Annotated in this window: 11 protein-coding genes; 3 read left to right on the top strand and 8 right to left on the bottom strand. The window is 73.8% G+C overall.

The window, feature by feature from the left end:
* Positions 1-19: 19 nt before the first annotated feature.
* From ACFOWE_RS08920 to ACFOWE_RS08895, 6 genes are all read right to left on the bottom strand, one after another.
* Entirely contained in the window at positions 20-1195 is a 1176-nt protein-coding gene (locus ACFOWE_RS08920) for an ABC transporter permease (RefSeq protein ID WP_377286706.1), read from the bottom strand.
* A gap of 1 nt (position 1196) precedes the next feature.
* Positions 1197-1859 (bottom strand): ABC transporter ATP-binding protein, encoded by a 663-nt coding sequence (locus ACFOWE_RS08915; protein ID WP_377286705.1) that lies wholly within the window; start codon positions 1857-1859, stop codon positions 1197-1199.
* A 174-nt stretch (positions 1860-2033) separates the two neighbouring features.
* A complete protein-coding gene (locus ACFOWE_RS08910; RefSeq protein WP_377286703.1) occupies positions 2034-2993 on the bottom strand; it encodes a peptidoglycan-binding domain-containing protein in 960 nt (319 codons plus the stop codon).
* Positions 2994-3030: 37 nt separating this feature from the next.
* On the bottom strand, positions 3031-3915 hold the full coding sequence (locus tag ACFOWE_RS08905; protein WP_377286702.1) for a hypothetical protein: 885 nt from the start codon (positions 3913-3915) through the stop codon (positions 3031-3033).
* 168 nt (positions 3916-4083) lie between these two features.
* Positions 4084-5049, bottom strand: coding sequence for a hypothetical protein (locus ACFOWE_RS08900; RefSeq protein WP_377286700.1), 966 nt, complete (start codon positions 5047-5049; stop codon positions 4084-4086).
* Complete coding sequence (locus ACFOWE_RS08895) at positions 5046-5387, bottom strand: PadR family transcriptional regulator (RefSeq protein WP_377286699.1); 342 nt, start codon at positions 5385-5387, stop codon at positions 5046-5048. The genes ACFOWE_RS08900 and ACFOWE_RS08895 overlap by 4 nt, the downstream gene beginning before the upstream one ends.
* Before the next feature lie 203 nt (positions 5388-5590).
* Here ACFOWE_RS08895 and ilvA point away from each other — a divergent pair, with 203 nt between their 5' ends.
* Positions 5591-6799 (top strand): threonine ammonia-lyase, encoded by a 1209-nt coding sequence (gene ilvA, locus ACFOWE_RS08890; protein WP_377286698.1) that lies wholly within the window; start codon positions 5591-5593, stop codon positions 6797-6799.
* 100 nt (positions 6800-6899) lie between these two features.
* Here the strand turns inward: ilvA and ACFOWE_RS08885 are convergent, their stop codons facing one another.
* Both ACFOWE_RS08885 and hppD read right to left on the bottom strand, forming a co-directional pair.
* Positions 6900-8360 (bottom strand): M1 family metallopeptidase, encoded by a 1461-nt coding sequence (locus tag ACFOWE_RS08885; protein WP_377286697.1) that lies wholly within the window; start codon positions 8358-8360, stop codon positions 6900-6902.
* A 99-nt stretch (positions 8361-8459) separates the two neighbouring features.
* Positions 8460-9569, bottom strand: coding sequence for a 4-hydroxyphenylpyruvate dioxygenase (gene hppD / locus ACFOWE_RS08880; protein ID WP_377286696.1), 1110 nt, complete (start codon positions 9567-9569; stop codon positions 8460-8462).
* 102 nt (positions 9570-9671) lie between these two features.
* Here hppD and ACFOWE_RS08875 point away from each other — a divergent pair, with 102 nt between their 5' ends.
* Together ACFOWE_RS08875 and ACFOWE_RS08870 are read left to right on the top strand one after the other, a co-directional pair.
* Positions 9672-10151 carry an Lrp/AsnC family transcriptional regulator gene (locus ACFOWE_RS08875; protein ID WP_377286694.1) on the top strand — a complete coding sequence of 160 codons (480 nt, stop codon included), beginning with the start codon at positions 9672-9674 and terminating at the stop codon, positions 10149-10151.
* A 116-nt stretch (positions 10152-10267) separates the two neighbouring features.
* Entirely contained in the window at positions 10268-12436 is a 2169-nt protein-coding gene (locus ACFOWE_RS08870) for a transglycosylase domain-containing protein (RefSeq protein ID WP_377286693.1), read from the top strand.
* The last annotated feature ends 47 nt before the right edge of the window (positions 12437-12483 follow it).

Here is a 12483-nt window from a genome sequence, read left to right as displayed (position 1 = left end):
CCGGCGCGCCGCCGTACGGCTAACGCAGTGCGTCGGCGGGTTCCATGCGGGAGGCCCGGAGGGAGGGGTGGAGCCCGGCGAGCAGGCCCACCGCGGCCCCGGCCAGGGGCGCGGCGAGGGCCGGCCGGACGTCGAGGACGGGTGTCCAGTCCCGCACGGCGGAGACGGCCACCACGATGACGATGCCGAGGCTGCTCCCGATCACACCGCCGACCAGCCCGATCAGGGTGGACTCCAGGAGGAACTGCGCGGCGATGTGGCGGCGTGCGGCGCCCAGGGCGCGGCGCAGGCCGATCTCGGCGACCCGCTCCATCACGGTGACGAGGGTCACGTTGGCGATGCCGACCGCGCCCACCACCAGGGAGACCAGGCCGAGGATCAGGAACAGGCCGTCGACGTCGTCCTGTACGGCGTCGCGGGCGCGCTTGGGCGTGGGCGGCGCGATCACCTGGAGTTCGGTGGCGTGGCCGGGGCTCAGTGCGAGGGGGGCCTGGCGGGCGATCAGGTCGGCGGCGCCGAGGGAGGTGTTCACCAGGACGCGGCTGACGTGCTCCAGGCCGAGCTCCGCGCCCGCGGTGGGCGGCACGATCACGGCCGTGGCCAGGGCCTGCTCGCGGCGGAGGCCGCCCAGCACGCCGATCACCGTGTAGGCGCGCCCCTCGACGAACACGGCCGGGGCGCTCTCCATCCGGGCGACGCCGAGCATCTGGGCGGCCTGCTCGCCGAGGACCGCCACGCGGTCGCCTCGCCGGACGTGGCCGGCGTCGAAGAAGCGGCCCCTGGTCATCCGGCCGAGCACGGCGCCGGGCAGCTCCGGGGTGGCGGCCACCACGGCCAGGGTCTGGCCGGTGACCCGGGTGGGGTCGACGATGGTGTTGGAGGTGACCCGGAGGTTGGAGCTCGCCTCGGTCTGGGCGACCGCCGAGGCCGAGACGACCCCGCGCAGCCGCAGCAGCTCGGCTGGGGAGTCCCAGCCGACGGCCGGGCCGAGCCTGGTGGGGACGTCCACGGTGATCGCCGTGGCGGTGAGCTCGTCGAACCGGCCGACGATCTGGTTCCCGGCGGTGGCGGCGATGCCCAGGGTGACGACGAGGGTGGTGATGCCCAGGACGGTGCCGAGCGTGGTCAGCGCCGAGCGCACGGGCCTGGCGAGCACGCCCGCGAGGGCCTCGGACCACAGGTCGCGGATGTCCACGTCACTCCTCGGTGAGCAGGCCGTCGCTGATGCGGACACGGCGGCCGGCGCGGGCGCTCACCGCGTCCTCGTGGGTGATGACCAGGAGGGTGAGCCCCTGGCCGTGCAGCGTGTCGAACAGGTCGAGCACCATCTCGGTGTTGCCGCTGTCGAGGTTGCCGGTGGGCTCGTCGCAGAGCAGCAGGGACGGCTCGCCCAGCAGCGCCCGGGCGATGGCCACCCGCTGGCGTTCACCGCCGGACAGGCGGCCGGGGAGGAAACCGGCGCGGTGCGCCATGCCCACCTTCTCCAGCATCGCCATCGCCCGCTCCCGCCGGCCCCGGCGGGGCGGCCCGCCGTACAGCTCGGCGAGCATGACGTTCTCGGAGACGGTGCGGTGCGGCAGCAGGTGGAAGGACTGGAAGACGAACCCGATCCGGCGGCCGCGCAGCCGGGTCCTCGCGCCGTCCCCGAGGGCGGTCGTCTCGATCCCGTCGAGGAGGTAGGAGCCGGAGCCGGGCCGGTCGAGCAGGCCCAGCGTGTTGAGCAGGGTCGACTTGCCGGATCCCGACGGGCCGACGACGGCCAGGTAGTCGCCCCGCTCGACGCGGAGGCGGACTCCGCGCAGCGCGTGCACGGGCGGGTCCGCCGGGAAGACCCGGCTCACGTCGTTCAGGAGGATCACCGGCCGGCCGCCTCCGGAGGGGCCGCGGTGGCCGGGTGCGGCTCCGGGCCCGGGGACGGGAGCGGACCCCGGAGCGGCGGAGGACGCCGTGGAGGGCGCGGTGGAGGGGCAGGTCTCAGGCACCGCCCACCACCACGCGGTCGCCCTCCTTGAGCGCGCCCGGCTCGACCGGGTTCACCTGGACGCTGCCGTCGGCGGCCAGGCCGGTCCTGACGGGGCGTCCCTGGTCCTGTCTCCGGGCAGCGCGACCTGGACCCGAGGCCGGCCGTCGGCGGAGGTGACGACCGCGGCGACCGGGACGGTGAGCACCTCGCCCTCCGTGGCGCCGACGGTGATCCTCACGGTGACCTGGTCACCGGCCAGCTCGCGCAGGCCCTTGGCGGATCCGGGGTTGAGCAGGACGGGCACCGCGCCGGGCCCTTGACCGGACGCGCCGTCCCCGGCGGACCGGCCGGAGCCGGCGGACCCTCCCGAGGCGGTCTCCAGCAACCGCCGGCTGTCCCGGGGGGTGGCCCGGGCGAGGGCGTGCCGGGCGGCGAGCAGGTCCTCCTCGGCGGTCTGCACCGCCTGGCGGAGGGCCTCCAGCTCCCGGCGCGCGGCCAGGTCGGGCTCCTGGGCGGTGTAGCCGCGCCTGCCGTACCACCTCCGGACGGCCGCGGCGGTGGTGGCGTCGAAGACGCCGGTGGCCGGGACGGCCACTCCCAGGCGGCGCAGGGCGGCCTGGAGCTGCTCGACGTCCCGCCCGCGGGTGCCGGGGGTCATGGTGAGGTGCATGGGGACCCTGCCCTTCAGTGCGAAGACCGGCCGGCCGTTGACCTCCATCAGCACCGACCCCTCCCGGATCGTGCCCGGGCGCGGGGCCCGGGTGACCCGCTGGGCCTCGGCGCCGCCGCCGACCACCCCGGCGAGGGCGACCGGCAGCGGCGAGCCGTAGGCCAGGGTGCCGCTGACGGTGACCGTGCCGGCCAGCTTCCGCCGGACGACCGGCGAGGTCACCGGTGACGGCTCGGGGGGCCGCCGGAGGGCGGCCTCGTCGGCGGGGGAGCGGAGCCGGGTGCCGACGGCCCAGCCGGCGCCGGTGATCACGACGAGCCCGGCCAGGACGCCGCTCAGCAGCCTCTTCGGGGATCTCACGGTGCCGCGGGGGCTCACGGCAGCACCTCCGCCGCGGTCACGACCACTCGATCGCTCCGTGCCCGAACTCGGCGTAGATCCGGTGGGCGTCCCACTCGGCGAAGAAGGCGGGGTAGAACTCCCTGCCGCACTCCAGGTCGTCGAGGGCCACCTTGATCTCCTTGGCCAGGTACGGCATGGCCTGCCCGGCGGTCAGCTCCGGTACGTACGTCGCCTCCATGCCGTCCACCTCGTCGACGGGGTCCTCGGCCTTCGCCCTGCCGAGCCGGTCGAGCTCCTTCTCGACGATCTTCGCCCCGGCTTCGTGCATGTCGGTGGGCTTGACCGAGGTGACCGGGTAGCCCCTGCCCTTGAGGCAGTCGCCGAACGAGCGGGCGAGCCCGGCCAGCCGGGGATCGGAGTCGGTCTCGCGGTCCGCCTGCTCCAGCCGCCGGTTGAGCTGCTCGTAGTAGTCCTCCATGGTCGACACGGTCTTGCCGAGGACCTTCCCGACCACCTCGGTGCGGCAGGCGCCGTCCGCCTCCTCCCAGGCGACGGCCTGGGTCTCGGAGAGCGACCGCTTGATCTCGTCGTTGGGTCTCTCCTGGGGGGCGAAGTACCGGTCGGCGGCGGGGTCGCCGGGGTAGACGAACCTCGCGAAGATCTTGAAGCCGTACTTCTGGCGGATCCTCCGCATCGCCCCGTAGACCCCGCCGTCGGCGGCGCGCTGGTCGTCGCCGGCCTTCCGGGGCGGTGGGACGTGCACGTTGTACCGGAACCCCTTCCGTTTCATGCAGTCGGCGCGTGCCGTCTCGATCTGGCGGCGCAGGTCCGGGGCGGGCGAGGGGGAGGACTGCGCGGCGGTCTGCGCCTGCGCGCCGCAGCCGGTCAGCACGGCGAGGACCAGCGCGGCCGCGGGCATGGTGGTGCGAACTCGTGACATGGGATGACCTCGTTCTCCGTGTGTCCTCCGGGGTGGAGGCATGCGGACATGGCCCCGGGGCGGAGGTCGCCCCGGGCTCCGGGTGAGGGCGGGAGGGCCGAGCCGGCCGGCTCGGGGACGCGGGGACGCGGGGACACGGCGGGGATGCCGGGCGGGCCCGCGCGGGCGTTACAGGAGGGCGTGCTGCCGTGCGTGGTACGGCACGCCCGCGGCCAGTGCGGCCAGCAGGACGAGCACGGCCAGGTGGGCCAGGTCCTGGACGGGGTGGGCGCCGAGGTTCTCGGCGTAGACGGCGCAGACCGGGACGAGATAGACGCCGGCGGCCGCGGCCCAGCGCGGGTCGCACGCCAGGCGGCCGGCCCAGGCCGCCAGGCAGAGCAGGCCGATCTCCACCGCGACCCGGACGGCGGTGAGGACGCCGGGGCCGTCCGCGAAGTCGAGCCCGGCGGGGTCGGCGCCGGCGAGCACCGGGACCGCCGCCCACCACAGCCAGGACCGCGGCCGCGGCCGGGGCGCGCGGACGGCCAGCACGAGCAGGCCGGCGACGACCAGGGCGTAGCCGAGCATCGGCGCGAGCGGGCCGCCGGCGCCGTAGAGGGCGCCGCCGCCTCCGCCGTAGAGGGCCTCGCCGTGCCAGCCGCGCCAGACGGGGTCGCGGGGGACGGGCAGCAGGGTCTCGTCCAGCCAGGGCCGTCCCAGGGTGATCGCGCCGACCTTGGTGGCGACCAGCAGCGTCACGGGGAGCGCGAGCCGTACCCGCCCGCGCATGACGAGCAGGACGGCCAGCGCCGAGAGCCCCGCCCAGATCGGGACCGAGGCCGCGTACGGCACCAGCGTCGCGAGCTGGGCGACCGAGACCGCCATGATCCCCAGGTGGAGCGCGTCGGCCCAGGCGGGCCCGCGGGCCGCGTGGGCCACCCGGGCGCGGAACCCGGCGGCCACCAGGGGCAGGGACTCGCGCGGCGAGGGCAGGGTCCGTCCCGGTTCGGCGGTCTCCAGCAGGGTGGCGACGATCTCGTCGCCGTGCCCGCTCCGGTAGCCGCGGGGGTAGCTGCGCAGCAGCCACCGGTACCGCCGTTCGAGAGTGCTCGCACCGGCCCCTGCGACGGTGCGGGGTCTCGTGGCGACGGTCATGAGAACGCCGATCCGGGGCGGAGGATCCGGTCGGTGACGACCGCGGCGGCCTGCTGCATGCGCAGGGCCTCGGCGGAGACCAGGTTCCTGCCCGGGTCGGTCAGGCGGAAGTACCTGCGGGGCCGGCCGTCGACGGTCTCCTCGCGGTCCACGGTGATGAGCCCGTTCGCCGCGAGTCGGTCGAGCGCGCCGTACAGCGTGCCGACCGGGAGCCGCACCCGCCCCTCCGACAGGGCCAGGGTCTGCTTGATGATCCCGTGCCCGTGCAGGGGGCCGTCGAGCAGCGAGGCCAGGATGAAGTAGGTCGGCTCGCTGACCGACGGTGATCCTTTAGCCATGCGGGAGACCATACTTCGTTCGGCGAAGTATGGTCAACCGTGATCCTCCAGCCGTCCGCCGGAGGGGCGGGAGCGGCCGCGGCTCGGTGTGCGGCTCGGTGTGCGGCCGGTGCGCGCGGCCCCGCCGTACGGCCGACGCGGCCCCGCCGTACGGGCGACGGCGTGCGGGTCGCGGCGGGGGCCGGGGTGGGAGGATGGCCCGCATGTCGATGCCGCAGGTCACCTTCGAGGACGTGCTCGCCGCCCGCGACCTCCTGGCCGGCGTCGCGCTGCGCACCCCGGTCCTCCACTCGCACGTGCTGTCCGGCCTGCTCGGCGGGCCCGTCCACCTCAAGTGCGAGCACCTGCAGCGCTCGGGCTCGTTCAAGCTGCGCGGCGCCTACGTCAGGATCGCCCGGCTGAGCCCGCAGGAGCTGGGGCGGGGCGTGGTGGCGGCCAGCGCGGGCAACCACGCCCAAGGCGTCGCGCTCAGCTCGGGCCTGCTGGGCACGGAGGCGACGGTCTACATGCCGGAGGGGGCGCCGCTGCCCAAGGTGGCCGCCACCCGCTCCTACGGCGCCCACGTGGTCTTCGCCGGGCACACCGTGGACGCCGCGCTGAACAGCGCCAAGGAGCACGCAGAGCGGACCGGCGCGGTGTTCATCCACCCCTTCGACCACCCCGACGTCGTCGCCGGGCAGGGCACGATCGGGCTGGAGATCCTGGAGCAGCTGCCCGAGACCGCCACGATCGCGGTCTCGATCGGCGGCGGCGGGCTGGCCGCGGGGGTCGCGCTGGCGGCCAAGTCCCTGCGGCCGGGCGTGCGGGTCGTCGGCGTGCAGGCCGAGCGGGCCGCCGCCTACCCGGCCTCGCTGGCGGCCGGGCACCCCGTGGCCGTACGGCCCGCCACCACGATGGCCGACGGCATCGCGGTCGGCCGGCCGGGGGACCTGCCCTTCGAGCTGATCCACTACCTGGTCGACAACGTGGTCACGGTCACCGAGCAGGAGATCTCCCGGGCGCTGGTGCTCTGCGCGGAGCGCGCCAAGCAGGTCGTGGAACCGGCCGGGGCGGCGGGGGTGGCGGCGGTCATGGCGCACCCGGAGGTCTTCGAGCCGCCGGTGGCGGTGGTGCTCTCCGGCGGCAACATCGACCCGCTGCTCCTGGTCAAGGTGCTCCGGCACGGCCTGGCCGCGGCGGGGCGCTATCTGACGCTGCGCCTGGCGCTGCCCGACCGGCCCGGCACGCTGGCGGCGCTGATGGCCGAGATCGCCGGGCTGGGCGCCAACGTGCTGGACATCGCGCACGAGCGGGTCGGGGTGAACCTCGGCGAGGTGGAGGTCCAGCTCCAGCTGGAGACCAGAGGGCCCGACCACGCCGAGGAGGTCCTCGGCTCCCTCAGGAAGCGGGGGTACCGGCCCGTCGCGGGGTGAGCCGCCCGCGGCCGCTCCACCGGGCCGGCCCGTCGCATCCGCCGCCTGCGGGCTCCCCACCGCGCCGGCCCGCCGGGTCCGCCCGCGGCGGGCGCGCCCGCTACCAGGTGGTGGGCTTCTTCTCGGTGAACAGCCAGGCGTCGAAGAGCGCGTCGAGGTCCTTGCCGGAGATCTTCTCGGCCAGCGCCGTGAACTGCTCCGTCGTGACGTGCCCGTGCTCGTTCTCCGCGGCCCAGGTCCGCAGCAGCTCGAAGAAGTCCGCGTCGCCGATCTTCTGCCGGAGGGCGTGCAGGGTCATGCCGCCCCGGGTGTAGACCGAGTCGTTGAACAGGTCGTCCGGGCGGGCGCGGCCCGGCGCGTACTTCCAGATGGCGTCGCCGGGCCCGGCCGCGTAGTGCAGGCGGAAGGACCGCTCGGCGGTCGCCTGGCCCCGGTGCTCCTGCCAGAGCCACTCGGCGTAGGTGGCGAAGCCCTCGTTGAGCCAGAGGTCCTTCCAGCGCCTGATGCTGAGGCTGTTGCCGAACCACTGGTGGGCCAGCTCGTGGGCGATGATGTCCTCGCCGGGGGAGAAGCCGCCGTACATCGGCTTGGTCTGGTTCTCCAGGGCGTAGCCGGCGGAGAAGTCGTCGACCACTCCGCCGGTCGAGGAGAACGGGTAGGGGCCGAAGACCGTGGCCCAGTGGTCGGTGATCTCCCCCGAGAGCCGGTGGAGGTCGTCCAGCGACGCGCGGAAGCGCGGGTCCACCGCGGCGAGGTTCCTGATGCCGGAGGCGGTCGTGCCCTCCTTGAGGATGAACTTCCCCAGCGTCATGGTGGCCAGGTAGGTCACCATCGGGTGGTCCTCCCGCCAGAGGTAGGTCGTCTTCCCGCCCTCCGTCCTCGGCTCGGCGGCGAGCTCGCCGTTGGCCAGCGCGGTGATCCCCTCCGGGACGGTGATCTCGAACTCGTAGCGGGCCTTGTCGGCCGGGTGGTCGTTGCCGGGGAACCAGGTCCTGGCGCCGTTGGGCTCGCAGGTGACGAAGGCGCCGTCCTTCGTCGGGATGAAGCCGTAGGTGCCGAGGTTGGAGGAGTTCCTGACGGGCTCGGGCCGCCCGGCGTAGGCGACCTCGACGGTGAAGGCGGCCCGGGCGGGGATCGGCCGGGCGGGGACGACGGTGAGCTCGGTCCCGGCCCGCTCGAACGCGGCCCGCCCGCCGTCCACGGTGACCCTGCCGACGGTGAACCCGGACAGGTCCAGGTTGAAGCGGGTCAGCGTCTGCGTGGCGGTGGCCTCGACGGCGGCCGTGCCGGACAGGTGGCGCCGGCCGGGGTCGTAGTCGAGGTCGAGCCGGTAGCGGCCGACGTCGTAGCCGCCGTTGCCGTCGTGGGGGAAGTCCGGGTCGCCGATGCCGGGCGCTCCCGGCCGGGGCGCGGCCGGGGAGACGGTGGCGCCGGACGGGACCGTGGCCCCGCTCTCCGGGACGGCGCCGTCCCGCGTGCCGGGGGAGGAGCAGGCGGCCGCGCCGGTGGCCGCGCAGAGCAGGACGGCGGCCGCGGTGACGGCCGGCCGGTGTGCTGCCATGGTCTCGATCCCCCCTTCCGCCCGGACCGCGCCGGGGCGCGTTCGCAGACTACGCGAGCGGCCCCGGCCAGGTCAGGGACATCACGGGGAGCCGGGCGGCTACAGGTTGCCGCGGCGCTCCTGCTCGCGCTCGATGGCCTCGAACAGGGCCTTGAAGTTGCCCTTGCCGAAGCCGAGCGAGCCGTGCCGCTCGATGAGCTCGAAGAACACCGTCGGGCGGTCCTGCACCGGCTTGGTGAAGATCTGCAGCAGGTAGCCGTCCTCGTCCCGGTCGACCAGGATCTTGCGCTTCTTCAGCTCCTCGATCGGGGCGCGGACCTCGCCGATGCGGGCGCGCAGCTCCGGGTCGTCGTAGTAGGAGTCCGGCGTGTCGAGGAACTGCACGCCGGCCGCGCGCATGTGGTCGACGGCGGCGAGGATGTCGTTGGTGGCCAGCGCGATGTGCTGCACGCCGGGACCGCCGTAGAACTCGAGGTACTCGTCGATCTGCGACTTCTTCTTGGCGACGGCCGGCTCGTTGAGCGGGAACTTCACCTTGCGGGTGCCGTCCGCGACGACCTTGGACATCAGCGCGGAGTACTCGGTGGCGATGTCGTCGCCGATGAACTCGGCCATGTTGGTGAAGCCCATGACCCGCTTGTAGAACTCCACCCACTCGTCCATCTTGCCGAGCTCGACGTTGCCGACGCAGTGGTCGACCGCCTGGAAGAACCGGCCGTGCTTGGTGTCCGGCGGGGCGACGAGGGGCTCGGCCGCGACGTAGCCGGGCAGGTAGGGCCCGGTGTAGTTCGAGCGGTCGACCAGGGTGTGCCGGGTCTCGCCGTAGGTGGCGATGGCCGCGATCACCACCTTGCCGTGCTCGTCCTCCACCGTGTACGGCTCGGCCAGCCCGCGGGCGCCCTGGGCGACCGCGTGGGCGTAGGCGGCCTCCACGTCCGGGACGTCCAGCGCCAGGTCGATCACACCGTCGCTGTGCTCGGCGACGTGCCGGGCGATGTCGGTGCCCGGGCGCAGGGAGCCGCGGAACTCGAAGCGGGCGCCGCCGGAGGTGAGCACGTAGGCCACCTCGTCCCGGCTGCCGTTCTCCGGGCCCTTGTAGGCCACCAGCCGCATGCCGAAAGCGGTGGAGTAGTAGTGCGCGGCCTGCTTGGCGTTGCCGACCGCGAAGACCACGGCGTCCATGCCGTTCACAGGAAAGATGTCGCTCATGCGCACACTGTCGGTACAGATGGACGGTCTGTGCAACAGTCACTTGTTTTGATAGACAACCTGCACAGCTACTCATCGGTAAACAGGGGGTTGTTGGACATCATGACGATCGACGAACTCGACGCCAGGCTCATCACCCTGATGGCCGCCGAGCCCCGGATCGGCGTGCTGGAGTGCTCGCGCCGGCTGGGGGTGGCGCGGGGGACCGTCCAGGCGCGCCTCGACCGCCTGACCGCCCGCGGGGTGATCACCGGGTTCGGTCCCGAGGTCGACCCCGCCGCGCTCGGCTACGACGTGACCGCCTTCGTCACCCTGCAGATCCGCCAGGTCAGCGGGCACGACCCGGTCGCCGTCCAGCTCGCCGCCATCCCCGAGGTCCTGGAGGTGCACACGATCACCGGCGGCGACGACATGCACTGCCGGGTGGTGGCGCGCAGCAACGCCGACCTGCAGCGGGTCATCGACCAGATCGTCGACGTGCGGGGGGTGGTCAGGACCTCGTCGGTGATCGCCTTGGACACTCCTGTGCCATATCGGGTGATGCCTTTGGTGTCGGATGCACCGCATCGGGCAGAGAGGTAGCCGTACCATCCCAAGGGGGAATCAGGCACCGTTATCCACCGTTTACCCTTAACGGTTCGCGCGGCTGGCGGGGGGTCGGCCGCGTGCCGGATCAGGGGGTCAGGTTGAAGGGCGCGTTGAAGGGCGCAAGGAAGGCCGGGTCCGGCAGGCGGTTCCTCCGGATCGCGCTGGTCGTCTTCGGGACCGGCGTCATCGCGGCGATCGGCCTGTTCGCCGTGGCGTGGGCCATGACCCCGATTCCGGACAGCACGCAGCCCGGCGCCACCGCGCAGGGGTCGGTGATCTACTACCGCGACGGCAGGACCGTGCTCGCCAAGCAGGGCGTGAACCGCAGGCCCGTCGAGCTGGACCGCGTCCCGGAGAGCCTCAGGAACGCCGTCATCGCCGCCGAGAACCGCTCGTTCTACCAGGACCAGGGCGTCTCCCTGCGGGGCACCGCCCGCGCCATGTGGTCGACGGTCACCGGGCGGCAGATCCAGGGCGGCTCGACGATCACCCAGCAGATGGTCCGCAACTACTACAGCGGCCTCAGTCAGGAGCGCTCCGCCGTCCGCAAGCTCAAGGAGATCATGATCTCCCTGAAGGTGGACCGGTCGAAGTCCAAGGACTGGGTGCTGGAGCAGTACCTCAACACGATCTACTTCGGCCGGGGCGCGTACGGCGTGCAGTCCGCGGCCGACGCCTACTTCCGCAAGGACGTCTCCAAGCTGACCGTGGCCGAGGGCGCCTACCTCGCCGCGGTGATCCAGCAGCCCACCAGGTTCGCCGACCCCGGGGGCGAGGACCTCCAGGCGGCGCAGGCCCGCTGGCGCTGGGTCGTCGACGGCATGGTCAAGACCGGGGCGCTCACCCCCGACGAGGCCGCGAAGGCGCGCTTCCCCAAGCTGAAGAAGCCCCGGGAGGTCTTCGAGCCCGAGGGCCAGGAAGGCTACATGCTCGACCAGGTCAGGGCCGAGCTGCGCCGCCGCGGCTACACCGACGAGGACGTCAACCAGGGCGGCCTGAAGATCGTCTCGACCTTTGACGAGAAGCTGATGGAGGCCGCCGAGCGCGCCGTCGCCTCGGTCCTGCCGGAGAACACCCCGAAGAAGGTCCGCACCGGCCTGGCCGCCGTCGACCCCGCCACCGGCGAGGTCGTCGCCTTCTACGGCGGCCGGAACTACGACGCCAACAAGTTCGACAACGCCTTCTCCGCCGAGGTGCAGGCGGGATCGACCTTCAAGGCCTACGTGCTGGCCGCGGCGCTGGAGAACGGACTCGACCTCGGCACCCGGGTCGACGGCAACTCGCCGATGCGCGTGGCCTCCGCGCGGATCCCCAACTCCGGCGGCGCCTCCTACGGCCGGGTCGACCTGGTGCGGGCCACGCGGCACTCGGTGAACACCGCCTTCGTCGATCTGGGGCAGAAGGTCGGGCTCGGCGAGGTGACCGAGGCGGCCGAGGCCGCGGGCATCCCCGCCGACCAGCTCGCCCCGCACCGGGACGCGGCCACCCTGCCGCTCGGCGTGGCCTCGGTGAGCGCCGTGCAGAACGCCTCCGGGTTCGCCACCTTCGCGGCCGGCGGGGTGCACCGCAAGGCCCACGTGATCCGCTCGATCACCACCGCCGAGGGCAAGCTGAAGATCACGGAGTCGGGGGAGCGGGTCTTCTCCGAGCAGACCGCCGCCGACGTCACCTACGCGCTGACCCAGGTCGTCACGGGCGGCACCGGGACCGCCGCCCGCCTCTACGACCGTCCGGCGGCGGGCAAGACCGGAACCACCGACAAGTCGGCCGCCGCCTGGTTCGCCGGCTACACCCCGCAGCTCTCGGTCGCGGTGGACATGTTCCGCGACGACAACGAGCCGGTGGTCGTGGGCGGCGCGCTCCAGTACGGCGGGCAGTACCCGGCACAGGTGTGGCGGGCGTTCATGGCCGAGGCGATGGCCGGCGAGCCGGTGAAGGAGTTCCCCGAGCCGTCCGCCTACGGCCGCGCCCCCTCCCGGGCCGGCGACGAGCCCGCGTGGGACTTCGGCGGCGCCCCGGAGTACACCGCCGAGCCCGTTCCGGAGGAGACCACCGCCGCCCCCACGCCGGACCCCGGCACGCCGGCCGTCCCGGCCCCGGAGGAGACGGCCCTTCCGGAGGACGGCGGCGAGCAGACCGTTCCTCCGCCGGCGGGGGAGACGACGGTCCCCGTCCCGGAGGACACCGGCACCGGCGCCGAGCCGGACGGGGACACCGGGACCGGGACCGTCGACCGGGTCCCGGCGCCGGCGGGCACCGTCCAGGAGGTCACGGGCTGACCGGCCGGCGCGGTCCGCCGCGCCGCCGGCCCGGCGCACCCGGAAGG

Origin of the sequence: Planomonospora corallina (assembly GCF_042650625.1) — a bacterium.
Classification (GTDB): domain Bacteria; phylum Actinomycetota; class Actinomycetes; order Streptosporangiales; family Streptosporangiaceae; genus Planomonospora_B; species Planomonospora_B corallina.
The sequence above is the reverse complement of the archived record's forward strand: the minus strand, read 5'-3'. Positions and strand labels throughout refer to the sequence as shown.